General features: G+C 69.9%; 18 protein-coding genes and 1 pseudogene. 7 read left to right on the plus strand and 12 right to left on the minus strand.

Annotation, left to right across the window (positions count from 1 at the left end):
• Window positions 1-63: 63 nt before the first annotated feature.
• From WBG99_RS08785 to WBG99_RS08800, 4 genes and pseudogenes are all read left to right on the plus strand, one after another.
• Window positions 64-567 carry a hypothetical protein gene (locus WBG99_RS08785; RefSeq protein ID WP_338895789.1) on the plus strand — a complete coding sequence of 168 codons (504 nt, stop codon included), beginning with the start codon at window positions 64-66 and terminating at the stop codon, window positions 565-567.
• Between the two features lie 114 nt (window positions 568-681).
• Window positions 682-2,982, plus strand: a complete 2,301-nt coding sequence (locus WBG99_RS08790) for a hypothetical protein (RefSeq protein WP_338895790.1) — start codon at window positions 682-684, stop codon at window positions 2,980-2,982.
• A gap of 22 nt (window positions 2,983-3,004) precedes the next feature.
• Window positions 3,005-3,568: a hypothetical protein gene (locus WBG99_RS08795; RefSeq protein ID WP_338895791.1), complete on the plus strand. Its 564-nt coding sequence runs from the start codon at window positions 3,005-3,007 to the stop codon at window positions 3,566-3,568.
• A 159-nt stretch (window positions 3,569-3,727) separates the two neighbouring features.
• A pseudogene (locus WBG99_RS08800) lies at window positions 3,728-4,519 on the plus strand (transposase family protein).
• A gap of 309 nt (window positions 4,520-4,828) precedes the next feature.
• Here the strand turns inward: WBG99_RS08800 and WBG99_RS08805 are convergent.
• The 3 genes from WBG99_RS08805 to eccB are packed head-to-tail and all read right to left on the minus strand — an operon-like array spanning window position 4,829 to window position 7,981.
• Entirely contained in the window at window positions 4,829-5,125 is a 297-nt protein-coding gene (locus WBG99_RS08805) for a hypothetical protein (RefSeq protein ID WP_338895792.1), read from the minus strand.
• Window positions 5,122-6,432 carry a type VII secretion-associated serine protease mycosin gene (mycP, locus tag WBG99_RS08810; RefSeq protein ID WP_338895793.1) on the minus strand — a complete coding sequence of 437 codons (1,311 nt, stop codon included), beginning with the start codon at window positions 6,430-6,432 and terminating at the stop codon, window positions 5,122-5,124. The genes WBG99_RS08805 and mycP overlap by 4 nt, the downstream gene beginning before the upstream one ends.
• Window positions 6,433-6,457: 25 nt before the next feature.
• Window positions 6,458-7,981: a type VII secretion protein EccB gene (gene eccB, locus WBG99_RS08815; protein WP_338895794.1), complete on the minus strand. Its 1,524-nt coding sequence runs from the start codon at window positions 7,979-7,981 to the stop codon at window positions 6,458-6,460.
• Between the two features lie 370 nt (window positions 7,982-8,351).
• Here eccB and eccE point away from each other — a divergent pair, with 370 nt between their 5' ends.
• From eccE to WBG99_RS08830, 3 genes are all read left to right on the plus strand, one after another.
• Window positions 8,352-9,572: a type VII secretion protein EccE gene (eccE, locus tag WBG99_RS08820; protein ID WP_338895795.1), complete on the plus strand. Its 1,221-nt coding sequence runs from the start codon at window positions 8,352-8,354 to the stop codon at window positions 9,570-9,572.
• A complete protein-coding gene (locus WBG99_RS08825) occupies window positions 9,572-10,351 on the plus strand; it encodes a hypothetical protein (RefSeq protein WP_338895796.1) in 780 nt (259 codons plus the stop codon). Before eccE ends, WBG99_RS08825 begins: the two co-directional genes overlap by 1 nt.
• Window positions 10,352-10,647: 296 nt before the next feature.
• Complete coding sequence (locus WBG99_RS08830; RefSeq protein ID WP_338895797.1) at window positions 10,648-13,524, plus strand: SCO5717 family growth-regulating ATPase; 2,877 nt, start codon at window positions 10,648-10,650, stop codon at window positions 13,522-13,524.
• A 172-nt stretch (window positions 13,525-13,696) separates the two neighbouring features.
• On the opposite strand, the gene WBG99_RS08835 is transcribed toward WBG99_RS08830, so the two are convergent.
• The 9 genes from WBG99_RS08835 to rimP form a co-directional block, all read right to left on the minus strand.
• Window positions 13,697-14,650 carry a bifunctional riboflavin kinase/FAD synthetase gene (locus WBG99_RS08835; RefSeq protein WP_338895798.1) on the minus strand — a complete coding sequence of 318 codons (954 nt, stop codon included), beginning with the start codon at window positions 14,648-14,650 and terminating at the stop codon, window positions 13,697-13,699.
• Window positions 14,651-14,851: 201 nt separating this feature from the next.
• Entirely contained in the window at window positions 14,852-18,745 is a 3,894-nt protein-coding gene (locus WBG99_RS08840) for a trypsin-like peptidase domain-containing protein (RefSeq protein WP_338895799.1), read from the minus strand.
• Window positions 18,746-19,133: 388 nt separating this feature from the next.
• Window positions 19,134-20,048 (minus strand): tRNA pseudouridine(55) synthase TruB, encoded by a 915-nt coding sequence (gene truB / locus WBG99_RS08845; protein WP_338895800.1) that lies wholly within the window; start codon window positions 20,046-20,048, stop codon window positions 19,134-19,136.
• Window positions 20,045-20,497 carry a 30S ribosome-binding factor RbfA gene (gene rbfA / locus WBG99_RS08850; protein WP_338895801.1) on the minus strand — a complete coding sequence of 151 codons (453 nt, stop codon included), beginning with the start codon at window positions 20,495-20,497 and terminating at the stop codon, window positions 20,045-20,047. Before rbfA ends, truB begins: the two co-directional genes overlap by 4 nt.
• 45 nt (window positions 20,498-20,542) lie before the next feature.
• Window positions 20,543-20,836 carry a DUF503 domain-containing protein gene (locus tag WBG99_RS08855; RefSeq protein WP_338895802.1) on the minus strand — a complete coding sequence of 98 codons (294 nt, stop codon included), beginning with the start codon at window positions 20,834-20,836 and terminating at the stop codon, window positions 20,543-20,545.
• A 263-nt stretch (window positions 20,837-21,099) separates the two neighbouring features.
• Complete coding sequence (gene infB / locus WBG99_RS08860; protein WP_338895803.1) at window positions 21,100-24,231, minus strand: translation initiation factor IF-2; 3,132 nt, start codon at window positions 24,229-24,231, stop codon at window positions 21,100-21,102.
• A 147-nt stretch (window positions 24,232-24,378) separates the two neighbouring features.
• On the minus strand, window positions 24,379-24,675 hold the full coding sequence (locus WBG99_RS08865; protein WP_338895804.1) for a YlxR family protein: 297 nt from the start codon (window positions 24,673-24,675) through the stop codon (window positions 24,379-24,381).
• Window positions 24,676-24,826: 151 nt separating this feature from the next.
• On the minus strand, window positions 24,827-25,813 hold the full coding sequence (nusA, locus tag WBG99_RS08870) for a transcription termination factor NusA (RefSeq protein ID WP_338895805.1): 987 nt from the start codon (window positions 25,811-25,813) through the stop codon (window positions 24,827-24,829).
• Between the two features lie 2 nt (window positions 25,814-25,815).
• Complete coding sequence (gene rimP / locus WBG99_RS08875) at window positions 25,816-26,334, minus strand: ribosome maturation factor RimP (protein ID WP_338895806.1); 519 nt, start codon at window positions 26,332-26,334, stop codon at window positions 25,816-25,818.
• Window positions 26,335-26,472: the final 138 nt, after the last annotated feature.

Genomic DNA, 26,472 nt, shown 5'->3' on the forward strand with positions numbered 1-26,472 from the left:
CGTCTGGCCGACGCAGTGACACGAGGGCCTGCTGACCGAGCAAACGGGGGAACGGTTCTGCCCATGGCATGGGAAGAGTGGGAACAGCTCAAGGCGCAGGCGGCCGAGCGGCAGTCGACGCGCATGCAGTTGAACCAGGTCGACGGTGGTGGCACTTCCGCACTTCCGGAGAAGTTCGGCGTCCTCAAGGCCAGCCAGACCGATCTGAGCAAGATCGGCAAGATCGCACACACCCTCTACAACGACCTTTGGGACAAGGCCCGTATCGCCGTCCCGAGCAGTGACTCGGCGGCAGGTGACCTGTCGAAGCAGGGCTTCGCCCTCGGCGCCGGCCTCAAGCACGTGTCGACCCGCTGGGAAGAGCAGCTCAAGTCCCTGATGGACGCGGTCGCGCACATCTCGAACCACATGCACGTCACCACCAGGCTGCACGACGGTGACGAGGGCTTCATCCAGCGCCAGATGAGCAGCATCGACGCGTTGGACGCCGGCTTCGACGAACGGGTCGGGAAGCCCGGCGACAGGAACCCCGCCTACTACCCGGAGGAGAGCAAGAAGAAGGAGTAGTGGCGACTCGGGCCCACAGCGGCGTGATTCCACCACACCGCCCGGTACTGACACCTGCGCCGTCAATCACCCGGCCCCTACTCCCCCTACTTCCCTGCTCTAAGGACGAAACCGATGCAGCTCGACACTCTCCTCCACGCCAGTTTCAAACTGCTCGACGACGCCGTCACCGACTGGTCGACACTCGTCGATCGCCTCGAAGACCTGAAGAAGGACGCCGAAGACGGGCTGCACCAGGCCGCCAACAAGGCCAACTGGGCCGGTGTGAACGCCCAGGTGTCCAAGAAGTTCATTGGCAAGACGGCAGGCGAGTTCGCCGATGCCCACACCCAGGCCAAGACCATTCACAGCATCCTCAGCGATACCCGGGGCGAGCTGAAGGGCTATCACCGGCAGCTGACCGAGGCCATTGACCGCGGCCGGAAGAAGAACCTGAAGGTCATCGGGTACGAGGGTGGGTTCACGGTCACCTCGGACGTTCCCCCGGAAGGCCGCGCCAAGGCGGACTCGGACAACCAGGGCGACATCACCGCGCTTCGCGACGAAGTCCAAGGGGTTCTGGACAAGGCCTCCCAGAGCGACGACTCGGCAAGCGCCGTCCTCAAAGCCATCGCCGACCAGAGCACGCTGGGCTTCTCAGACGCCAACTACACCAACCGGGATTCCGCAGCCGAAGCCGTCAAGGCGGCCAAGGAATTGGCGAAGCTCGCAAAAAAGGACCCCGACGACCTGACGGTCAAGGACTTCGACAGGCTCAACGACGGACTCAAGAAGTATGCCAACGATGACCTCTTCGGCGAAACGTTCGCGACGACCCTCGGTCCGAAGAAGACTCTTGAGTTCTGGGCCGGTGTCACCGATGCCAGCAGAGGAAACTACGAACTCGGGCACAAGCGCCTCGACCAGTTCGACGACCTCCAGCGCAACCTTGGCACCACGCTGGCCCATGCCTCCCAGAGTGACTCCCTGGCCATGACCGAGTGGAAGCGCCAGATGATCGAGATCGGCGACAAGCCGATCTACGGCACCAGCGGTGGCCCGATGGGCTTCCAGGTCATGAGCAACCTGATGCGGACCGGCGACTACGAGGACCAGTTCCTGCACGACTACGGCACCAAGCTCATGGACACCGAGCGCAAGCTCACCGGCAATGGCGAGCACGGCAACGGGGCCTGGCAGCACTTGGGCGGCAGTCCCACGCTGAACAGGATCGGAGAGGACAGCGGCTCCGACCCACTCACGGGTTACTTGAAGGGTCTCTCCAACAGCCCCGACTCGGCTACCGATTTCTTCAACCAGCAGTACGTCTCGAAGGACAATCCCGATAACCCCTTCGAACGGGACTCGGACGACGCCAACTCCTACAAGGGCAAAGTGTCGCTCTCCAACTTCCAATATCTATTCGAGGAGCGGGACTGGCCTCAGGAGGTCGACTCGAAGGGCGATGATCTCCACACGGGGAAGAACAATCTGGCACTAGCGCTGGAGGCGGCGACCACTGGGCATCCGGCGGGCGAGCTGCCGGCGGCGGACACACCTGCCCACAACGGAGAGCAGACGAAGCTCTTCGAGAGTCTCGTATCATCCATTTCTGATGATAGTGGACGACTCACCGATAACGGCTATATGTCCGACAGTATCGGGCAGATCACATCGGAGTATCTTCCGGATATCAATCGGGCAATGACAGACGACTCCGACGAAGACACAAACAAACTTTTCCCTGTGAGTGGCTCATCCGCCACCCTCAATCATCGGGACGTGATTGCACTACTCATTGCAGTCGGTCAGAACCCTGAAGGTTATGCAGCTGTCGAAGTAGCGAACAAATCTTACATGGCAAGCCTGATGGATTACCACATGAACCCAGACTTGGCGGTAAGCGACAGGTACTCGAAGGACACTCAATTCGCCATCGAGCAGCTCGCACACGGTTCGGGTGAAGTCTCGGGGACGTTGGCCATCGGACGTCAAGAGGCAGTTGCCGGCCCTGCGGACGAGGACGACAAAGCTTACGATCATTCTGTCGCTCAATGGAAAAACGGTGTCTCAGGTGTCATCGGAACGGGTATTGGCGTTGGCGCCACCTTCGTCGCCAGCCCGGTTGTCGGCGCTGCCGCTGGCAGCGTAGCCGGCACTGTCAGCAGCCTGGTCCTCGAGGAGTTGTTCCAGAACGCAGAGGGTCATGCAAAGGAAAATGCTGGATCAGCTATGGGGGAGAACTGGGAGAGCGGACTCGAAGAGAACGCGGCATACACCGAACGGGCCGCCGAGCTTGCGGCCAAGGCTCACGGTCGTACTGACCTGCAAGACATCAGTGTCGACGAGAAGGCGCGCACGGCAGCGCAGCAGGGCTTCCGGGACGCGGGTACGAACACCGAGTACATGGCACCGCACCTCAAGACCGATATCTGACACTACGCGAGAGAGGCTCGTCATGTTCCGCATCCAATTCAATCGCCCTGCACGAACTGTTCGAGTTTCCGCCACTTTTTCCGTGGCGTTGGCAGTCGCCACGGCAATTGCCGCATGCTCAAACGGAGGCAGAGAAGAAGAGAAGAAGTACACGGCCCCCAGCGCTTTCTGCGGAATTTCACTGGAACCCGATCTACTCAATGCTTTCCTGCCGGGGGGTGATTCCATCTCAGTGAAGCCCACGTTCCCCAACGGGGGAACGAAACGATGTGACGTGATCGTCGATGGCACCATCTCAGTTCGGCAAATCCAGACATGGTGGAGTACCGGAGAGAGTGCGTCCACTATCGCCGCCGCCTACGACAAAATGGACGATGGTCAAGTGACCGCCGACGGCCGCTACCTCTACTCGGGCGCTGGTGCTGTAGGAAAAACCACGGCATCTTGCAAGACATCGGACCATCCCGATCAGGACCTGTACGCTGTGATCCAGGTGTTCACTCCCGAACGATCGGACTCCGATGCAATGAAGAAATTGATCACGGCCTACACCAAGGGGCTTGAGCAATCCAGTAGATGCAACTGAGGCTCTCGTCCACTTGTTGTGTAGCGGTTACGCGCACGCATTGAGCTGTTCCCAGCAGCCTTCGGCTACCATCCGTGATCGCGAGGTGTGTCGCGTGGTCCGCGGTATCCCCAAGTCCGGGCAGGCATAAGGCCCCTGGTAGAAACGATCTTTCGACAGATTATTCTGACCGAGGGGCCTCACGTGTCGACCAGTGTCACATACACCGCCGTGCTCGATGTGAAGCGGTCCACCGCCGAGCACCTGACCGGCCTCCTGCGCGACCACCGGATCGCGGCCAGGACCCGCAAGGGGCGGGGTGCGCTGGGCTGCTTCAAGCAGGCCGTGCTCGTGCTGCGCTGGTTCCTCGAAGGCACTCGGCTGGCCCCACTCTCCCGTGACAATGGCCTGTCGGCCTCCACCTCCTACCGCTACCTCCACTACCTCCACGAAGGACTGGCCGTCCTGGCCGCCGGGCCTCGCCACCGCGCTGGAGCGCGCGAAGGCAGCCGGGCTGACACCTGAACCTCGACGGTACCGGCATCCGCCCCTACCGCGTCGTCGCCCCCGGCCCCAACGGCGCGGACCTCTGGTGGTCAGTCTGGGTCTCACCAGTTCGCCCAGGCCACGAGCACGACACCACCTGCGCCCGCCACCACGGCCTGATCCGCGCCCTGGACCGGATCGCCGCCGAGCCGGATATGCCGACCTTGGTCGACCTCGGCTACGAGAACACCGGCGACGGCTTCCGCCACCTGCACAAGAAAGCCCGCTGGAGGCGGGCTGACCGAGGCTCAGCAGACCTACGACAAGGTCATCCGCGGCATCCACGGCGTCTGCGAGCGCGCCAACTCTGCTGCTCAAGACCACCTTCAAGGCTCTGCGCCAAGTCAGCCTCGCCCCAGCCGCATCACGAAGATCGCGGCCGCATCACTCGTACTGTTCCAGCTCGAGTACGACCGCACCATCTGAACGATCGCACAACGTCATGATCTGTTACTGGGAAAAACTCAGTGAAGGCGCGGCCGGTGCACGCAAGGTCGAGGCCGGCACGGCTCGCCGACTTCGACGCAACGCGGTGCGTCCTGCGATCCATCCGGCGCTCACGGTCGGCCGAGCGGCAAACGGGCGGCGAGGGGCAGCGCTGTCCCTCACATATCCGGGTAGAAAGAAGTCCCCGCCCGACTTGGGGCATCACCGCCGCCGTTCTGCGACACCGTGTCCTTGATGAGAGTCGAGTAATCATCGAAGGAAAGGGAGTCGCCAGCCTGGTCGGTCGGGCTACATGTAGCCGTCCAGGTCGGCCATGGCACCCTGCACCGCTCCGGTCAGCTCGCTGCCGTCCCACACCGCGTCGCCGGAGACGCTGAAGCCCTGTATGGCGAGGTAGATGCCGATGCCAGCCATGAGGACCAGGATGACGCGGGCGGCGGTGAAGGCCGCGTCGGGCAGTTCCTCGGCCGACGGGTTGACACGGGAGCGCCAGGCACGTACCCAGTCCGCCTTGACACAGGCCATCACCAGGAATACAGCGGACAGGACCAGGCTCAGCACGTTCAGTACGGCCAGCGCGTTCATGTGTCACTTGATCTCCGCTGCCTGCGCCGCGAGTCCCGCACCGCCACCGCAGTGCCGCTCAGGCCCGCCACCAACACCAGGCCACCTACGGCCACATACGTCGCCAGGCGCATGTTCCGTTCCTCCGCGGACTCACCGAAGTGCAGCGGGGTGACCGACGGTGCCTCACCCTTGGCCACTGCGTTGTCGGGCTTCGGGGTCTCGACCGGATTCGCCGGGTCCACGTCCGTCAAGGCTTTGACAGGATCGATCACTCCCCAACCGACCAGGCGGTCGTGGCCGGGGATCGAGCGTTCCGCCGTCTGCTCGATCTGGGCGACGACCTGCTGGGCTGTCCATTCCGGGTACTTGGACTTCAGGAGGGCCGCCACGCCGGCCACGTACGGCGCCGAGAAGCTCGTACCGTTGTCGGAGCAGTGGCCGCCGCCGGGAACTGTGGAGATCATGTCGACGCCGGGGGCTGCGACTCCTACGAATTCTCCCGATTGTGAGAACGAGGCCCGCTCGTTGTTGCGGTCGGAGGCCGCCACCGCCAGGACGCCCTTGTACGACGCCGGGTAGGTGACCTTGACATTGCCACCCAGACCGTCGTTGCCGGCCGAGGCGACGACCACGACGTTGTTGTCGAGCGCGTAGTCGACGGCCCCCTCCAGTCTCGAGTCGGGTTTCACGGCGTTGGCCGTGTCCTGCGAGACGTTGATGACGTCGGCGCCCACGTCGACCGCGTGGCGGATCGACGACGCCAGGGTGAGGGCGGTTCCGTCACCCTCCGCGTTGTTCTGCTTGATCGGAATGATCTTGGCGTCCGGGGCCAGGCCCACGAACCCGGTTCCCTTCAGCGGTCGCGCCGCGATGATGCCGGCCACGCGCGTGCCGTGGCCGACCGTGTCGGTCGTGCCCTGGCTGTTGCCGCGGTCGGTCTTCTCACCCTTGGAGTTCTTCCTGGGGAGGTAGTTCGCGCCCTTGGAGGCGTCCACGGCCTTTGTGAGCTGAGGGTTCTTGACGTCCACCCCCGTGTCGATCACGGCCACTTGGACGTTCTGCCCCGTGGACAGCGCCCACAGCTCGTCGAGGTTGACTCGTTGCAGCGCCCAGGGGCGGCCCGCGTAGTTCTTCGACGGGAATGTGCACTGGCCGCCGTCCGCCCAGGCAGTGGTCGCGGGCAGGACGAGTACCGAGGTGGTGGCGATCAGCGCGGTCGCGGCGGCCAGGGCCGCCGGCCTCGTACCCCGGCCGCTCCGGAGCCCCCACGTCCCCGCGTTCCGCCTGCTCCGCGCGTTCAGCGCCCTCGCGTTCGCTTTCGACATCGCTTCGCTCTCCTCCACGGCGCGTCTACGAACCCTGCGGCTGCCGCGCCGCCGCCTCCGACAGGCGCGGGCCCGTCGGCAGGAACGTCGACCACTGCGCCGGGACGGGAGAGGGCGTCACCTTCTCGTAGCCGAGCCGGGTCTGGGCGATCTTCGCCTCGTTCAGCTCTTGCTCGCGCTGCTTGGCGGAGGTGCCGATGCCCTCGTCGTCGGTGGTGCTGTCGCTGTTGGACTGCAGGGCATAACGCAGGCCCGTGTCCGTGACCAGGAAGACGCCACCCGCCGTCGTCTCCGTACCCTGGAACTGGCGGTAGAGCTGGCCGGAGCCCGGGGTGACATACGCGCTGGAGGAACCGGTGGGCAGTTGAGCCGGGAAGTCGGTGCCCACCCAGGTGGACAGCGTCGTCTTCCCCTTCGAGCCGACCGAGAGCAGTACGGTGCAGACGGTGTTGCGGCCTGAGGTGGCGCTGGAGCCGTCGTTCACCGTCTTCGGCTTGAACGCCGGCCAGGTCTTGTCCGCCTCGAAGGTCGTGCTGTCGGCGACCGCGCCGGGGTGCACCTGTTGCGCCTCGCCCGCCTGTCCGACGTCGACGAGGTCCCCGCTGTTGAGCAGCAGCGTGGCGACGAACTCGGAGATCCGGGCCACCTCGCCCTGCAGCACCACGTAGTACTGCATCCGCTGGCCGTCGTATGCCTTGATGACCTCGCCGACCTTGTCGTACTGCTCAAGGCCGGTGGAGGCGTTCGCCTTCGCGCCGGGCGTACCGTCGATCGCCGGGATGGAGATCGGGTCGCCCTTGTGGAGTGTGTCGAGCCATTGCTGGGAGACTCGCTGGGGGTCACGGCCCTGGGTGTCGAGGGCCTTGAGCAGCTCGGTGTCGGTCGGGTCGGCGAGTTGGTACGCGGTGCCCCGGGCGTCGACCACGTACCGGGTCTTGTCGTCCGGGGCGACGACGTACATCAAGTCGCCGCCGGAGAGCTTGTTGGAGCCTCCCGTCTTGTCGAACTCCTTCTTGGCCAGGACGAACGCGGCTTTCTGGATGGCGCGGCCGCCGTCACCGGGACGCTCGCACACTGCCCAGCGCTTGGCGACCTCTGCCTCGTCGGCGGAGGGCAGGCGGTCGGGGGCGTAGGGGATCCCGATCGTGGCACCGTGCGGCGGCTTGCCGCTGTCCAGGATCTTTTCGTCGACGGTGATGATGCTGGCCTTGGCGGGGTCCAGGAGCAGCTTGGCCGACGCCATGTTGAGCACCGGATGCAGTTGCTTCTGACCGTCCGTCTTCAGCACCACGTACCGGGTGGTGGAATCGCTCGCCACGATGACGTGCTCCTCCGCCTTGGCCCAGCCCTTGGGTGCCGTGGGGCTGAATACACCGATGCCCCCGAAGACCGCGAGAATCACCACACCGACGACGGCGCCGGGCCACAGTGCCCGCAGCGGCTTGGGGGCGCCCTCCTCCGATCCCGACGGAGACGGCTGAAGGAAGGATGCGAGCGTACGGCGCTTCGCGAAGGTGTAGGCGTTCAGTTCGTCCCGCCGTGATGCCATCTGTGTCCGCTCTCTCCCCGTGCGGAGCCATGGGGAGATCTGCAAGGATCCGTCCCCGTCCTCAATTGCCTCTGCTGCCTAGGCTGTCAGAGCCGCCCCCTACTATGCCTGTTGCGTGACTGTGCTGGTGGCACGGGCAGGGCGCTCAGGCTTTGCAGGACCCTGGGCGCAAGGGTTTTCGGGAGAGTTCGGGGGTTTTGGAGCAATGGCTTCCGCAACACGGTCCCGGTCGCGATCGCAATCGGGGCCGCGATCGGCTGGTGCGCGTCGGTCGCGTTCGCGTGGTTCGTCTTCCCCCTCTCCGACCGCGCGGTCGGGAGCGGAGCCTGATGCCTCTGCGTCGTCCCGCGGGTCCGTCTCGCCCCATCTCATGTCCCACTCGGGGCACGGAGGCTCGTTCGCGGTACGGCGGCTGGTGATGCTGGAGATGGCGGCCACCCTCGTGGTCGTCGGATGGCTCGTCGGTACGGCCGCGCTCATTACGGCCATCGCGGCCGCCGCCGTGCTGGTCGTACTCGCCCTCGTACGACGCCGCGGGCACTCCCTGCCCGAGTGGTTGGGCTCCCTGCTGGCGCTGCGAGCCCGCATGCGCAAGGCCGCGAGCACGCCGGTGCCCTCGGGGCTCGATTCCGGTCTCGCACCTGCCGTGGAGTGTGATCCGAGCCTGCGGACGTACAGCTTCAACCGCGGCGACCGCCGCGATCAGCGGCCGGTCGGCATGGTGGGCGACGGAGGATTCCTCACCGCGGTGCTACAGCTGGAGTCGGACGCCGGTGCGCTGCGTGCCGAGCGCGGGCGCCGACCGCTGCCCGTCGCGCTCGTGCAGGACGTCCTCGAAGTCGACGGAATCCTGCTGGAGTCGGCCCAGATCCTGGTGCACACGCAGCCGGCGCCCGCACTGCATCTGCCCCAGCAGTCGGTCGTGGTGGGCAATTACGCGCCGCTCCAGGCCCAGACCGGCGCTCCCGCGGTGCGCATCGTGTGGATCGCGCTGAAACTCGACCCCGAGTTGTGCCCGGAGGCGGTGGCCGCGCGCGGCGGCGGGCTCCGTGGGGCGCAGAAGTGTCTGGTGCGGTCGGCGGAACACTTGTCCAGTCGACTGACCGGCGCGGGCTTCCGGGCCAACCTGCTTACGGAGGAGGAGCTGACGGCCGCCATCGCCACCTCCGCGTGCGCCAACCCGATGGTGACCGCGCAGGCCGCTCAGACCGGGCGGGACGAAGGGCCGCAGCGGCGGACCGAGGAGTCCAGCCGCAGCTGGCGCTGTGACAACCGTCGGCACACCACGTACTGGGTGCGCCGCTGGCCTCAACTGGGCGGCTCCGGCACCTCGCTGGCGCAGTTGGTGGCACTGCTGACCGCGGTTCCCGCACTGGCGACGACCTTCAGTCTGACGCTGGCCAAGGGCGGGCGGCAGGATGTGGCCATCACAGGTCACCTCCGTATCACCGGTCGCAGCAACCAGGAACTGACCGACGCGCGGCGTGATCTGGAGCATGCCGCGCGTCAGGCGCGGACCGGGCTCGTGCGGCTGGACCGTGAACAACTCCCTGGCGTTCTCGCCACCCTGCCGCTCGGAGGTACCCGCTGATGGCTACGAGGACTGTGGTCTCGCCCTCATCCGCGTCCGCTCCGGATGGCGCTCCGGAGGCCACGGGCCTCGGACAGCGACTGCGCACCGGGTTCGGGCTGCTGGGTCCCCGGCACCCGCGGCACACACTGCCCGTGGAGCAAGTGGGCGCGCTCTCCCTGCCCATCGGAGACGACGGTGTGGTGGTGGGTGTCAACCAACAGGGCCAACCCGCCGTTCTCGGGGTCAACCGCCCGACCCCGTTCGACGTCGTCCTCATCGGCGGACTGTGGACGGCCCAGGTCCTGGCGCTGCGCGCGGCGGCGACGGGGGCACGCGTGGCCGTGGAGACGGCACGGGCGCAGGCCTGGGTGCCGTTGGTGCACGCCATGGGCGGCGGGCAGAACGGCCTGGCCGTGTACGACGTGGGACGCGTACCACCACAGGGCGCGTCGGCCGGCACCCCCGTGCTGGTGGTGCGTGATTGCGGCATGCGGCCGCCACGCGGACGCGTGACGTCGGCACCCTGGCAGTCCGTCCTCACGCTCCTTCCCTATCTGAGTCCGGTCGCACCGCGGTTGATGCGCCAGGCTCGTCTCGTGGGCGTACAGCGGGTGTCGCCGGACGAGGCAACGGAGATCGGGCGCGTGATAGGGCTGCCGCACCCCGAGATCCGGTCTCTGCCCGGGCTGCAGGACGGCATCACGCTGTGGTGCACGGAGCGGGACCGACAGTACGTGATGACGCAGGCCACGGACGCGGAGACCGGTCTGCTGGGTGTGGCACGTCGCATGGACTGAGCCGACTGTTCAGGACGAGGCCGGCGAGTGAAGATCGAACTGAGACCATACGCCCGACTTTCTCCGTTGTTGGGGTAGTTGCACACTTCGCCGAACCCGGTCGGGAGAGACAGGCCTGCCGGGTCCGCGGTTTTGATGATTAGGCTGGGGTACAGCACGTCGTATTGCCCGCGAGCGGGAGGTACGGACTGTGCGACATGGCCCGGGGCCCGAGGGGGGACCAGCCCGGCGGATCGGACGACAGGAACGGTCGCCCCAGCACGGCATGAGGGTGCTCGACCACACCAGGAGGAACTGTGAGCAGCGATCGGGACGGGATCCGCGGGGGCTGGGCCACACCCGACGATGACCAGCCCGACGCGGAGTCCGTCGTCGAGATGACGGGCGAGTTCACCATCGACTACGCGCCGCCCGCCTGGTACACGCAGAACTCGGGCAATACGGCGCCGGGACAGGGGACAGCCGGCCAGGCTCCCGGTGCCCCTGCGGCCGTTCCGCCTCCGCAGGACAACGCGGTCCCGCCAGCGACTCCGCCTCCGACCACGCCACCGGCGGACGAGCCGATGACCCCACCCCGGGCTCCCGTGAGTGGCGGATTCGAGCTGCAGCCGCCGCAGGTTCAGCCGGAGGGACCTGCGCAGGGGCAGGGCGCTTCGGATGCGCCCGAGGCTCCCGTCACACCGACTGCTCCGCCCACCCCACCTGTCGTCGACCCTCCCGTCACCCCTGCGCCTCCCGTCGCTCCCGCCCCGCCCGCGCCCTCTCCCGTCCGGCCCGTCAACGAGGATGAGTCCGGCATCGGCGACATGGAGGGCGGCGCCACCATGCGGTTCTCCGCAGCCTCCCTGAAGCGGGAGATGACGGAGGTGACCACTACTGCCGAACCTCAGGTCGGAGCCCGGGCCGGAACCGCGCAGAAACCTGCCGAGGAGAGCGGGGCCGCGACGGACGATTCCGCCGATCACAGTGCGGCGCAGTCCGTCGACGGTGACAGCGCTACCGACGGTACGGACGCGGCCGGTGCCGGTGCCGGTGCCGGTGCCGGTAGTGGCACGGATGACGGCGCAGGGGCTTCCGACGACGCTTCCGGCACCTTCCCGGAGGACCTGGAAGCCAGCGCGAACGCCGAGGCTCCGGTCCCCGTCTCCGACGACACAGCTCCCGCGGACGGCGAGGCCCGGGCCGAAACCGACGGCGCCTCGGTACGGGACGCCGGTGCCCCCGTCGATCCCGCCGCAGACACCCCGCATGCGGTTGCCGCCCCGCAGGACGCACCCTCCGCCTGGACGCCCCCGCCGGCGGCGCAGAGCAGGGTGCCGCCGCTGCCGCCGTCGTACCAGCCCGCCGTCCCCGCGGCCGCCCCGCAGTGGCCCGCGCAGCCGCAGTCGTACCCCGCGTCGCCCGCCCAGCCGGCTCAGCCGCACTTCCAGCCGCAGGCGCCGGAGCCCGCGCCGACTGCCTGGAACCCGCCCACCGCACCGGCGCAGCCGGGCCCGGAAGCTCTGCAGTCCCCTCCCGAAGCCGCCTATGGCTTCCCGTACCCCGGCACACCGGCCCAGCAGCCGCCCGTCGCACAGGGCACATACGGCTTCCCCCAGCAACCGACACCCAACACACCCGGCGGATACGGCTTCCCGCAACCCCCCGCACCCAACGTCCAGGACGGTCACGGCTTCCCGCAGCCCGGCGGTTACGGAGCGCCGGCATCGAACGCCCAGCCCGGCGGTTACGGCTTCCCTCCGCCGCCCGGCCAGCCCAACCAGCCGCCGAACCCCGCTCACCCCCATCCCGGAGTCCCAACGCGGCAGCCCGACGGCCAGGCCCCGCCCTTCCCGCAGCAGCAGCCGCAGCCGCAGCCGCAGCCGCAACAGGGCCAGCACCCCCCCACCCCCATCGACCCCCGCACCGGCGCAGCCTGGCCCCAGCCCGTGCAGCATGACCAGCGGCCGCCGACCAACCCGGGGGTCGCGCCGCTCGGTTACACGGCGGCGGTGGAGCTGTCGTCGGACCGGCTGCTGAACGGCAAGAAGCAGAAGGCGAAGAGCAGTCGTCCGACGTCCGGGGGCGGGCTGTTCAAACTCGGCGGTAAGAAGGAGGAGGCGGAGCGGCAGCGGAAGCTGGAGCTGATCAGGACTCCGGTGCTGTCCTGCTACCGCATCGCGGTCATCAGCCTCAAGGGCGGCGTGGGCAAGACGACGACCACCACGGCCCTCGGCTCGACGCTCGCCACCGAGCGGCAGGACAAGATCCTCGCGATCGACGCCAACCCGGACGCGGGCACGCTCGGCCGCCGGGTCCGCCGCGAGACCGGCGCCACCATCCGTGACCTCGTCCAGGCGATCCCGTACCTCGACTCGTACATGGACATCCGGCGGTTCACCTCGCAGGCCCCCTCCGGTCTGGAGATCATCGCCAACGACGTCGACCCGGCCGTCTCCACGACCTTCAACGACGAGGACTACCGGCGTGCGATCGGCATCCTCGGCAAGCAGTACCCGATCATCCTGACCGACTCGGGCACAGGTCTGCTGTACAGCGCGATGCGCGGCGTGCTCGACCTCGCCGACCAGCTCATCATCATCTCGACGCCGTCGGTGGACGGGGCGAGCAGTGCCAGTACGACGCTGGACTGGCTCTCCGCGCACGGATATCAGGACCTGGTGGCACGGTCCCTCACGGTCATCTCGGGTGTGCGCGAGACCGGCAAGATGATCAAGGTGGAGGACATCGTCTCCCACTTCGAGACGCGCTGCCGCGGTGTCGTCGTCGTGCCCTTCGACGAACACCTGGCCGCCGGTGCCGAGTTGGACCTCGACATGATGCGGCCGAAGGTGCGGGAGTCGTACTTCACCCTCGCGGCCATGGTCGCCGAGGACATCGCCCGGCACCAGCAGTCGCACGGTCTGTGGACCTCGGACGGCAACCCGCCGCCCGTGGCCGCCCCGCCGATGCCGGGCCACCAGTCGTACCCGCAGCAGTCCCAACCGCAGCAGGGCCAGCCGTACCCCGGCCAGCCCTATCCGGGTCAGCCGGCGCCGCAGCCCTACGGCCACCCCGGCCAGGCGCCGCAGCCCTACGGCCACCCCGGCCAGCCGGCTCCGGGCCAGCCGTACCCGCCGCAACAGCAGCAGCCGCAGGGCCCGCCCTACCCGCCCGCCCCGCCCCAGCAGTAACCGGACCAACCGGGCACGGCACCACAGCCGAGGGCCCGTACCGTTCACGGATCGTGAACGGTACGGGCCCTCGGCGGATCCGGATCCGGATCCGGAGCGGGAGCGGGAGCGGGAGCGGGAGCGGGAGCGGGAGCGGGAGCGGGAGCGGGAGCGGGAGCGGGACCTCGGGGGATTACTCCCCCGCGTACGCCCCGATCAGCTCCCGGCATTTCTTCACGTCCTCCCCCATGGCCACGAGCAGCGCGTCCAGGGAGTCGAACTTCGCCTGTCCGCGCACGAAGGCGAGGAACTCGACGGCGACATGGAGGCCGTAGAGGTCAAGGCCGACGCGGTCGATGGCATACGCCTCGACCGTGCGCTCGGTACCGTCGAACTGCGGGTTCGTGCCGACGGAGATCGCGGCCGGCATGGCCTCGCCCTCGACGTGCAGCCAGCCGGCGTAGACGCCGTCGGCGGGGATCGCGGTGTGCGGGAGTGTCTCGACGTTGGCCGTGGGGAAGCCCAGCTCGCGCCCGCGCTGGGCGCCGCGTACGACGACGCCCTCGACGCGGTGCGGGCGGCCCAGGGTCTCACGCGCGCCCTCGACGTCGCCCTCGGCGACCAGCCGCCGGGTCAGCGTCGAGGAGAACGGCCGGCCCCCGCCCGCCTCACCGGTGACGAACAGGTCGACGACCTCGACGTCGAAGTCGTACGTCTTGCCCTGCTCGGCCAGGAACGCCACGTCACCCGCGGCCTTGTGGCCGAAGCGGAAGTTGGGGCCCTCGACGACCGCCTTGGCGTGCAGCCTGTCGACCAGGACCTTGCCCACGAAGTCGGCCGGGGACAGCCGAGAGAACTCCTTTGTGAAGGGCAGGATCAGGACCGCGTCCACGCCCAGCTCCGCCATCAGTTCGGCACGGCGGTGGTGCGGGGCGAGCAGCGGGGGGTGGCTGCCGGGGCGCAGGACCTCGCTGGGGTGCGGGTCGAAGGTGACGGCGACGGAAGGGACGCTCAGCTCACGGGCGCGGTCCACCGCGTGCCGGAGGATCAGCTGGTGCCCGCGGTGCACCCCGTCGTAGGAACCGATGGTGACGACGCTGCGCCCCCAGTCCTCGGGGATGCCCTCCAAGCCACGCCAGCGCTGCACTGTGACCGCTCCTCGTCGAACCCGTGTCCGTGGTTGCCTCATACGCAGGTCTAAGGGTGCCATGCCCGATGCCTTCGGCCCGCATCGGCATCCGGGCTGTGACCCGGAGCACGGACGCGTTCCACCCCACGGACGCGCCCCACGGCGTACGCCCCGCCCCCTCCCAACACCCCAGCGCGCACGCCCCGCCCTCCCAAGGCCTCACGCGGGGACCCGCGCCTCCGGCGCCCCCGCCAGGTTCTCGATCATCCGGCGGGTGCTCGGCCCGACCACCGCCGCCCACTCCTGTGGCGTGCCACTGAGCCAGTCGGCCACCAGCCCCGCGAAGCCGGGGACATGGCGGGCCAGGTCGACGAGCGCCCCGTCGAAACGGGTGGCCCCCTCGGGTGTACGGACCAGAAGCGTCCCGACCCGGTGGACCAGCCCCCGGGTGTCCCCGATGTCCGCCCCCCGTTCTTCCGGACCGTCTCCGGCACCGCGCGCGGCAGCCGCCCGCAGCAGCGCGTCGAGGACGGACGGATCCCGCTCGGTCGCCATCAGGAGGTCGAGCAGTTCGCGCCGCAGCGGGCCCGACGCGGTGGTGCCGGGCTCGGCGAAGACCGCCGCGAGGGCCGCCCTCACCTGGACGGGACCGTCCGCGATGAGCCAGCTGATCATCGGGAACAGCACGGCGCGGGTGCCCGGACCATGCTCCAGCCGCCGGTCCACGTACACGGCCACGTGCCCGGCCACCTCGGGGCGCTGTGCGACGACCTCCCGGACGAGGGTGGTGACGCGGCGCGCGAGGCCGGGCGTGGTGACCTCGGCGAGCGTGCGCAGGGCCTCCCCGTCGGAGCCGTCGGCGCCCGGTGTCCGCAGCCGGGCGCGGAAGGCGTCGAGGACCGGGGCGGGGTGGGTGGCGAGGGCGGTGACCAGGTCGCTCGCGGGCAGTTGCGGGTCACCCGCCGCGAAGCGTTCCAGCGCCTGCGGCAGATACCGGGACCTGGTCCGCGGATCGCGTACGAGCAGGGCCAGCGCCCGGCTGTGCAGGGTGACGTCGGCGGGGCGGCCGAGGAGGGCGAGGGCCGCGTAGCGGAGCAGTGCGCGGTCGGGCTCCGTACGCACGTGCGGTGCGGTCCGCAGGCCGTGCGCCAGCGCCGCGACCCGCCGGGCCGGCCGCTCGTCGTGGGCCCACCGGTCCACGGCCCGGCACACCGCCGACGGTTCCTCCTCGGCGAGCACGGCGAGCAGTTCGTCGCCCCGCCTGTGCGCGCTGTCGACCAGCGCCTCGGTCAGGTAGTCCAGAGCGCACCGCCGATGTGTGTGCAGCAGCGCCTGCGCGGCCGTCGCCACGGTGGCGTCGGGGGTCGCGACCAGCGGGGTGTCGTCGTGGAACCAGCGGGTGAGGTTCGGTTGTACGGCGGTGGGGTCGGCGGCGAGGAGGCGGGAGACCAGGTCCAGACAGCGGGGCCCGTCGCCGATGGCCGGGTCGGCTACGACCAGGCGTCGCAGCAGGTCGAACCGTTCCGCCTCGGGCAGCGGCAGCGCCGCCCAGAGGGCCGGCCCGAACTCCCCCGGCACACCCCGGCCCTGGCCCCGCCAGGCCCCGATCCGCTCGGTGAGGAACCGCAGCACCCGGGTGTACGGCGTCGCGTCGGGCACCCGCAGCAGCACCTCGGCCAGGAGGTGGGTGGCCCACCAGGTCGGGTCGTCGGGTGCCGGGGCGCCCGGCGGCAGCAGTGCGTCGAGGGCGTCGATCAACTCCTCCAGGCGCACGGCGAGTTCGGTGGGACCCTGTTGCCGGCCGAGGAGGAGCAGCGCGTGGACGACGGGGCCGATGCGGTGGCGGGGCACGGGGAGGTCGCGGGTGGCCCGGCGGGCGTGTCGGCGGACGCGGGCCCCCGCCGGCATCGTGCCCCAGCCCCGCCGCGCCTCGGCCTGCGCGACCCAGCCCCGGTGCACCAGCGCGTGCAGCGCCGCGTCGAGATCCAGGTGGGCGCCCTGGATCCAGTCGGCCAGTTCCTCGTGGGCGAAGCGGTAGCCGTCGCCCGCCGGGACGAGCAGCCCTTCGGTGAGCACGGCCGAGGCCCAGCCCGTGGTCCCGCCGAGCCTCCGCCCCGGCACCGGCCCCCATGGGAAGACCGCTTCGAACGCCGCCCGGTCCAGCTCCCCCTGTCCGGGTCCGAGACACCGCCTTGCCGCCTCGTGCACCTGCCCGGAGACCTGCGCCGCGAGCCGCCGTACGGCCGTCCCCCGCACCCCGTTCACCGCGGCGAGCCGCACGGCGACGCGCAAGCACATCAGATCCAGCTGGGCGGCCAGCACCTCGTCCCGGTCCGGCCGCCCCGGAGCCTCGGCGGGAGTTCCCACCACCCCAAGGACACCTCCGCCCGCCCCGCTCCCGTCGGGCGGGCCGGCGAGGGCGCCATCCTCGCCGGGCCGCCCGTCCGGACCCGACGGCAGCGCCGCCCGCACCTCGGAGAGGAGGCGCAGGGTGAGCGGATGCCGGGCGTCGGCGCCGGAGAGCGCGTCCTCCGGAATCCCGTACCGCAGCCGGGCCCGCCGCGCCTCGTCCTCGCTCAGGTCGCCCAGCCGCACACAAGCGGGCAGCAGTTCCCCCTCCTCGGCCGGCGCGCTCCCGTGCAACAGCTCCGGCGGGAACCGCGCCCCGGCCCGCTCCCAGTACTCGGCACGGCAGGCCACCACGAGCCGCGCCCCGTTCGCCCGCAGCCAGTCGGCCGTCCCGGCGGTCCACTCGGCCAGCCGGTGCGCGAGCGTGGGAGGCATCTCCTCGGGTCCGTCGAGAAGCAGCAGCATCGGCCGCCCCTCCTCCGCCGCGAACCGGGCCAGCCGCTCCGGCCGGATGTCCCCCAACTCCCCTTCGTACCGCCCGGGAAGGGGAGGCGACGGCCGCTCGAACCCTCCGGGAAGCCCTCCAGCAGCGCTCGACGTACCCAAGGCGCCGTCGACGTCCGAGGCGGCCCACCCGTCCGACGTCGCAGATCCGCCAGACGTCGCAGACGCGGCAGACGCGGCCGACCCGCACGAGTGGGCGAGCGCACCCGAAGCGGTGGGCGCGCCCGGAGCCTTGGAAGCGGCAGCCGAAGCGCACATCCCGGAGGCCGCCACGATCCGTCCCGCACGCTCCAGCGCCCGCCGCGCCGCGTCCCCGACGGACGCGTCGTCGGCCAGGAGGTCGGCGCCGCGCAGCCACAGCGTGGGCGCGGGCTCGGGGCCCCGGCCGCGCCGGGCGGCCAGGGCGGCGAGTTCCGTCGTACGGCCGCTGCCGGGGGCGCCGACGAGACCGAGGACCGTGGCCGGGCCGTCGGCGAAGGCGGCGAACTCCCTGACGGCGTCGACCCGTTGGACAGGCTCGGCACCGGCCCCCGTGCTCGCCCCCGGCCCGTCCGAGCCCACGGTGGTGGCCGTGAGCTCCAACACCCCGGCCAGATTCAGGTCGGTCCCGTACGCGGGCACGGTCGCCGCGTTGCGCGCGAGGAGTTCGGCCAGCGGCTGCTCGGCCCGCCACCCCCGCAGGGGTACGGCGAAGCCGGTGGCCCGGTGCTGTGCCTCCAGTGCCGTACCGAGCACGCCCACCACGGCACCCGTGGTCATGTCGAGCACGGGTCCCCCGGCCGCTCCCCCGCCCGGCCGCAGTGCCTCGCGCCCCGCTGTCCCGATCGCCAACTCCAGGGCACCGCACAGCAGATGGAAACCGTCGGTCGCGGTGTACGTGACGTCCGCCGTGCCCAGCACCCGGGCCTCGCGCCAGCCGCCGGCCGCGATGCTCACGTACGCGCCCGTCTCGACGTCGTCCCGCAGGGCGAAGGGCAGCGGGTCCACGCACAGCCCCTCGGTGCGGATGAGCGCGAGATCGAGCGTGGGCAGCGGGGTCACCGCGTCGGAGGACACCACACAGGTCCGCTCCCCGGCCGCGTGCAGCACGATCCGGGCCTGCCCGTCCACCGCCTCGTGGCTGGTGACGAGCGTGCCCTGGTGATCGGCCACGAAGCCGGTGCCACGCGGTCGTCCCGCCAGGTCGCCGACCCGCACCAGGACTTCGTCCCGCGCCGCCCGACAGCCGTCGTCCGTTGCCCGACGGCTCCGTACCGTCATTCCTGACCTCCCCGTCGTACCTCTGTCACGACGGTAGGCACGTGAAGACCAGCAGAACAGATCGCTCGGCGAACGCGCCCCCTTCCGCTCCCTCGGTTCACTCCGAGCGCCCGCACGAAGGGGTGAATAGCCCCGAGCGGATGGATACACCTCTGAGTGGGGGAACCGAGGGGGCCGTGGAGCGGCGGGAACAGCGAGCCCCGCCGCTCCGCTGGGCTGAGCCGATCGACGCCGGGTGCCTCCGGCCCCGGCCGGGCCAGGGGCTACGCCCCCGGGGACCCCCGCGTGAGAGATCGGCGGGACAAGGCTGTGTGGCGGGTGCGGGTGGTGTGTGGCTGATCGCGCAGTTCCCCGCGCCCCTGAGGATCACGAGGCTACGCCCCGGCTTTCAACCGAAGATCGCCAGACTCCTCGCCTTGCCCTTCTGGCTCTCCACCAGGGCCAGAAAGCCCCCGGTGGAGTCGAAGACCGCGACGGCCCCCCGGCCGGCGTACTCCTCGGGCATCTCCAGCCGCACCCCGTTCAGCAGCAGCCGCGCCCGCCGGTCGTCCACGTCCCAGCGCGGGAACGCGGCCTCGGCGGCCTCGGCGACCGGCATCACGGTCAGCTCCTCCTGGAGCTGGTCGAGGGTCCGGGCGGAGTCCAGCTTGTACGGCCCCACACGCGTCCGGCGCAGCGCGGTGAGGTGACCGCCCACGCCCAGGCCGGCGCCCAGATCGCGGGCGAGGGCCCGGATGTACGTCCCGGAGGAGCACACGACCGACACCACCAGGTCGAGGACCGGGGTGCCGTCCTCGGCGACCGCGTCCCGCACGTCGTACACCGCGAAGGAGGAGATGGTGACCTGCCTGGCGGGGATCTCGAAGTCCTCGCCGTCCCTGGCCCGCTTGTACGACCGCACGCCGTCGATCTTGATGGCGCTGACCTTGGACGGCACCTGCATGATCTCGCCGGTCAGCTTGGCGACACCGGCCTCGACGGCGTCGCGGGTGACCTTCGACGCGTCGACCGACGCCGTGATCTCGCCCTCCGCGTCGTCGGTGAGCGTCGTCTGCCCGAGCCGGACGGTCCCCAGGTACTCCTTCTCCGTGAGCGCGAGGTGACCGAGCAGTTTGGTCGCCTTCTCCACGCCCAGGACGAGCACCCCGGTGGCCATGGGGTCGAGCGTCCCCGCGTGCCCGACCCGGCGGGTTCTGGCGATGCCCCGCATCTTGGCGACGACGTCGTGCGAAGTGAAGCCCGACGGCTTGTCGACGATGACAAGGCCGTCGGGCGTCGTGTTCTTCTGGCGCTGCTGGGTCATTCGGCGGCGTCGTCCCCGTCCTCGTCCTCGTCCGGCTTGCGGTACGGGTCGGCTTCACCGGCGTACTTCGCCCCCGAGGCGCTCTCGCGCACCTTGGCGTCCGAGGCCCGCGCCTTGTCGAGGAGGTCATCGATGGTCTTGGCGGTGTCCGGGAGGGCGTCGGCCACGAAGGTGAGGGTCGGCGTGAACTTCACACCCGCGGCACGGCCGACCTCGGAACGGAGGACTCCCTTGGCGCTCTCCAGTCCCGCGGCGGCAGCCGCCCGCTCCTCGTCGTCCCCGTACACCGTGTAGAAGACGGTCGCCTCCCGCAGGTCCCCGGTCACCCGGGTGTCCGTGATGGTGACGTGTGAGCCGAGCCGCGGGTCCTTGATCCCACGCAGCAGCTTCTGGGCCACCACCTCTCGGATGAGGTCCGCCAGCCTCTTGGCACGCGCGTTGTCGGCCACTGGTCCGTCTCCTAGCTCTTTCTACGTTTGCTGATCACTGCTCGGTCAGTCGTCGTCACCGTGGAGACGGCGTCTCACCGAGAGCAGTTCCACCTCGGGGCGTCCCGCGACCAGCCGCTCGCACCGGTCCAGTACGTCGGTCAGATGCCCCGTGTCACCCGAGACCACCGCCAGCCCGATCCCGGCCCGGCGGTGCAGATCCATGTGCTCGACCTCCGCCACACTCACAGCGAACCTGCGCTGGAGCTCGGCCACGATGGGACGGACGACAGAACGCTTCTCCTTCAGCGACCGTACGTCGCCGAGCAGGAGGTCGAAGGACAGAGTCCCCACATACATGTGTGTATCCGGTTCACCCGCCGGTACGGGATAGATGGCCTCCCCCTGTGCCGGGCAGGAACATCAGAACCGTACAACGAAAGGCGCACAGCCTCGACGGGATTTGCTCGCGACCCCGGCCCAGGCGATCAGGGGCGCGGGGCTGCATCACCATGCGTCTCCGCCGCGTGGGCGCGAAGGGGGGCCAGGGGACGCGGCCCCAGGAACGGCCACACCGGCCGGGGGTGAGCACGTCACCCCCGGCCGGCATGAACCACCGCTGGTTACGACCGCGGCTTCTCCCGCATCTCGTACGTCGCGATGACGTCGTCGACCTTGATGTCGTTGAAGTTTCCGAGGTTGATACCACCCTCGAAGCCCTCGCGGATCTCGGTGACGTCGTCCTTGAAGCGGCGCAGACCGGAGATGGTGAGGTTCTCCGCGATGACCTTGCCGTCGCGGACGAGACGAGCCTTGGTGTTGCGCTTGACCTCGCCCGAGCGGACCAGGACACCGGCGATGTTGCCCAGCTTGGACGACTTGAAGACCTCGCGGATCTCCGCCGTACCGAGCTCGACCTCCTCGTACTCCGGCTTGAGCATGCCCTTGAGGGCCGCCTCGATCTCCTCGATGGCCTGGTAGATCACCGAGTAGTACCGGACGTCGACGCCCTCGCGGTCCGCCATCTGCGCCGCGCGGCCCGCAGCGCGGACGTTGAAGCCGATGACGATGGCGTCGGAGCCGGTCGCCAGGTCGATGTCCGACTCGGTGACCGCACCCACGCCGCGGTGCAGGACGCGGATGTCGACCTCTTCGCCGACGTCGAGCTGGAGCAGCGAGGACTCGAGAGCCTCCACCGAACCGGACGCGTCGCCCTTGATGATGAGGTTGAGTTCCTGCACCAGACCGGCCTTGAGGGCCTCGTCCAGGTTCTCCAGGGAGAACCGGACACCCCTGCGGGCGAAGTTGGCGTTCCGCTCACGCGCGGCACGCTTCTCGGCGATCTGACGGGCCGTACGGTCCTCGTCGACCACCAGGAAGTTGTCGCCGGCGCCCGGGACGTTGGTGAGACCGAGGACGAGGACCGGGGTCGAGGGACCCGCCTCTTCCACGTTCGCACCCTTGTCGTCGAGCATCGCGCGGACTCGGCCGTACGCGTCGCCGACCACCATGGTGTCGCCGACCCGCAGGGTGCCTCGCTGGACCAGGACGGTCGCGACGGCGCCGCGGCCGCGGTCGAGGTGGGACTCGATCGCGATGCCCTGCGCGTCCTGCTCCGGGTTGGCCCGCAGGTCGAGCGAGGCGTCCGCGGTGAGGACCACAGCCTCCAGCAGGGAGTCGATGTTCAGACCCTGCTTGGCGGAGATGTCGACGAACATCGTGTCGCCGCCGTACTCCTCGGCCACCAGACCGAACTCGGTGAGCTGACCGCGCACCTTGGTCGGGTCGGCGCCCTCGACATCGATCTTGTTGACCGCGACCACGACCGGCACACCGGCCGCCTTGGCGTGGTTCAACGCCTCGATCGTCTGGGGCATCACACCGTCGTTGGCCGCCACCACGAGGATCGCGATGTCGGTCGACTTGGCACCACGGGCACGCATGGCGGTGAACGCCTCGTGGCCCGGGGTGTCGATGAAGGTGATCCTGCGCTCTTCGTCGTTGACGTGGGTCGCGACCTGGTACGCACCGATGTGCTGCGTGATACCGCCGGCCTCGCCCGCGACGACGTTCGTCTTGCGGATGGTGTCGAGGAGGCGGGTCTTACCGTGGTCGACGTGACCCATGACGGTCACGACCGGCGGACGCGCGACGAGGAACTCCTCGCCACCCTCGTCCTCGCCGAACTCGATGTCGAAGGACTCGAGAAGCTCGCGGTCCTCCTCCTCCGGGCTGACGATCTCGAGGACGAAGTTCATCTCGTCCGCGAGGAGCTTCAGCGTCTCGTCGGAGACGGACTGCGTGGCAGTGACCATCTCGCCGAGGTTCATCATCACGCCGACGAGCGACGCCGGGTTGGCGCCGATCTTCTCGGCGAAGTCGGTGAGGGACGCACCGCGCGACAGGCGGACGGACTGTCCGTTGCCGCGAGGCAGCATCACGCCGCCGACCGACGGGGCCTGCATGGCCTCGTACTCCTGGCGCCTCTGCCGCTTCGACTTGCGACCACGACGGGCCGGACCGCCGGGACGGCCGAAGGCGCCCTGTGTGCCACCGCGGGCACCCGGACCACCGGGACGTCCGCCGAAGCCGGGACGACCGCCGCCACCGCCGAAGCCACCGCCGCCACCGGGGCCACCGGGACGACCGGCGAAACCGCCGCCACCGCCACCGGGACGACCCGCGAAACCGCCGCCACCGCCACCGGGACGACCCGCGAAACCGCCGCCACCGCCACCGGGACGACCGGCACCGCCGCCGCCACCCGGACGACCACCGCCACCCGGACCGCGGCCACCGGGGCCACCGGGGCCACCGCCACCGGGACGCGGGCCGGCAGCGGGACGCTGCGGCATCATGCCGGGATTCGGACGGGGGCCGCCGCCGGGACGGGGACCGCCGCCCTGCGGACGGGGCATGCCGCCCGGGGTCGGACGGGAGCCGCCCGGAGCCTGCGGACGGGGGCCTCCACCGGCACCCTGCGGACGGGGCGCCTGGCCGGGGGCCTGCGGACGCGGACCGCCCTGGGCGCCACCGGGACCACCCGGGCCACCGGGACGCGGGGCACCACCGGGACGGGGCGCCTGCGGGCGGCCCATGCCGGTGGAGCCACCGGAGGTGAAGGGGTTGTTACCGGGACGCGGACCCGCGGGACGGGCGCCGCCCGGCTTGGGCCCACCGGCGCCGCCGGGACGCTGACCACCGGGACGCTGGCCGCGTTCCTGGCCACCGCGCTCCTGGCCACCGCGCTCCTGGCCACCGCGCTCCTGGCCGGGGCCGGCGGGACGAGCACCGGGACGCGGCGCACCCGGGCCGGGACGTGCGCCCGGACGCGGGGACGGGGCGGCCGGAGCCGACGGGGGTGCCTGGAACTCGGGCACGCTCGGGGCCGGGGAGGCCGGAGCGGGCTTCGGCGTCGGCGGCTTGGGACCCGGCGTCGGGCGCGGGCCCGGCGTGGGGGCCGCGGGCCGCTCGGCGGCGGGCGGCTTCGGCGCGGCCGGACCCGGGCGCGGGGCGGCCGGACGTGCCTGCGAGGCAGAGGGGGCCGCCGGACGTGCCGGGGCGGCCTTGCGGGCGGCGGGCTTGCCACCGCCGTTGCCCTGCTGGAGGGCGTCAGTCAGTTTGCGTACAACGGGCGCCTCGATCGTCGAGGACGCCGAACGGACGAATTCACCGAGTTCCTGGAGCTTGGCCATGACGACCTTGCTCTCAACTCCGAACTCCTTGGCGAGTTCGTATACCCGGACCTTAGCCACTTCGCTCCTTTTTAGGTCCGGGTGCGTCCGGACCGTCGCTACTTCATGGGCGTACTCATCGCGTGCTCATCGAGTGCTCATCGCAATCTCGACCTACTTCCAACTCGCGGGGTACCAGGGCCGCACGGAGGCTCCGTGCGACGCTTCTTACGGTGTTGCCTGCTCAGCAACTGTCGTCTGCTCCACGTATCGGCGCAACGCCTTTGTGTCGAGCGCTCCCGGGGCGCGCAGCGCCCGCGTGAACGCCCGGCGGCGAAGCCCCAAGTCGAGACAGACATGGGCGGGATGTACGTACGCACCCCGGCCGGGCAGCGTACCGCGAGGATCGGGGACGCATTCGTCCTCGATCGCCACGACGCGCAGCAGTTCGGTCTTGGCCGATCGCTGCCTGCACCCCACACAGGTGCGTTCAGGGCATGCGCGGGCACGCGTCCGGCCAGACACTGCTAAGTCTACCTCCCCGCACGCACCTCACCCTTTTGGGGCAAGAATCGAACGGTTGTTGTCGTGATCCAAACGGCCTGCGGCTTGGATCTATTCCCCGACCGCCGGGATGTACCCGGACGGATCAGCTCGGGGACGTCTGCTCGCGTGGTTACTCCGACGGCTGCTCGGTGTCCGGGCGGATGTCGATCCGCCAGCCGGTGAGGCGTGCGGCGAGGCGGGCGTTCTGGCCCTCCTTGCCGATCGCCAGCGACAGCTGGTAGTCCGGCACCGTCACGCGCGCGGAACGGGCCGCGAGGTCCACCACCTCGACCTTGGAGACCCGGGCCGGGGAGAGCGCGTTCGCCACCATCTCCGCCGGGTCGTCCGACCAGTCGACGATGTCGATCTTCTCGCCGTTCAGTTCGCCCATGACATTGCGCACCCGGCCGCCCATCGGGCCGATGCAGGCACCCTTGGCGTTCAGGCCGCTGCGGGTGGAGCGGACGGCGATCTTCGTACGGTGACCCGCCTCACGCGCGATGGCTGCGATCTCGACGGAACCGTCGGCGATCTCGGGCACCTCAAGGGCGAACAGCTTCTTCACCAGGTTGGGGTGCGTGCGCGAGAGGGTGACCGACGGGCCGCGGACGCCCTTGGCCACCCGGACGACGTACGACCGCAGCCGCATGCCGTGCTGGTAGGTCTCGTCGGGGACCTGCTCCTGCACGGGCAGGATGGCCTCCAGCTTGCCGATGTCGACGAGCACGTTCTTCGGGTCGCGGCCCTGCTGGACCACACCGGTGACGATGTCGCCCTCGCGGCCCGCGTACTCACCGAGCGTCGCGTCGTCCTCCGCGTCCCGCAGACGCTGCAGGATCACCTGCTTGGCGGTGGAGGCGGCGATGCGTCCGAAGTCCGACGGGGTGTCGTCGAACGCGCGCGCCTCCTGCCCCTCCTCCAGGTCCTCGGGGTCCTCCTTCGCCCACACGGTCACATGGCCGGTCTCCCGGTCGAGCTCCACGCGCGCGTGCCTACGGCTTCCCTCGGTGCGGTGGTAGGCGATGAGGAGGGCCGCCTCGATCGCCTCGACGAGCAGGTCGAAGGAGATCTCCTTCTCCCGTACCAAGCCCCGCAGGGCGCTCATGTCGATGTCCACGGCTACGCCTCCTCCTCTTGCGTCATGTCCTTCTTGTCCTTGCGGTTGAACTCGACCTGGACACGAGCCCTGTCGATCGCGTCGAAGGCGAGCCGACGGCTGGTGGCCTTGCGGCCCTTCACGCCTGGCACCTCGAGGTCGAGGCCGTCGTCGTCCACGGTCAGGATTCTGGCGACCAGTTCCCCGGACCCTGCCGCGTCGGTCAGCTGGAACTTCACCAGCCGGTCCACCGCGCGGCGGTAGTGGCGTTCCTCGGTGAGAGCGCGCTCGGCGCCCGGCGTACCGACTTCGAGGGTGTACTCCGCCTGACCCATCGCGTCCGTCTCGTCCAGCTTGGCCGAGAGCGCACGGCTGACGTCGGCGACCGCGTCCAGATCCGCGCCCTCGTCCGAGTCGACGACCACGCGCAGCACTCGCTTGCGTCCGACCGAGTCCACTGCGATCTCTTCGAGATCCATGCCCTGGGAGCGTACGAGCGGTTCCAGCAGTTCTCGCAGCCTCTCGCTCTGGGTGGTGCTCATCCGGGTGACTCCTCGGCCGCGTGTGCTGTTGTGGGTAGGGCGCGTGTCAGGTCAAAGGGTAGCCGCTCCGCTGGGGTGTTGCCGTCCATGTGGGTGCGGGTGAGCGGGGGGTGCCTCACGGCTCGGGGGTGCCGCTGT

It is taken from the genome of Streptomyces sp. TG1A-60, assembly GCF_037201975.1.
Classification (GTDB): domain Bacteria; phylum Actinomycetota; class Actinomycetes; order Streptomycetales; family Streptomycetaceae; genus Streptomyces.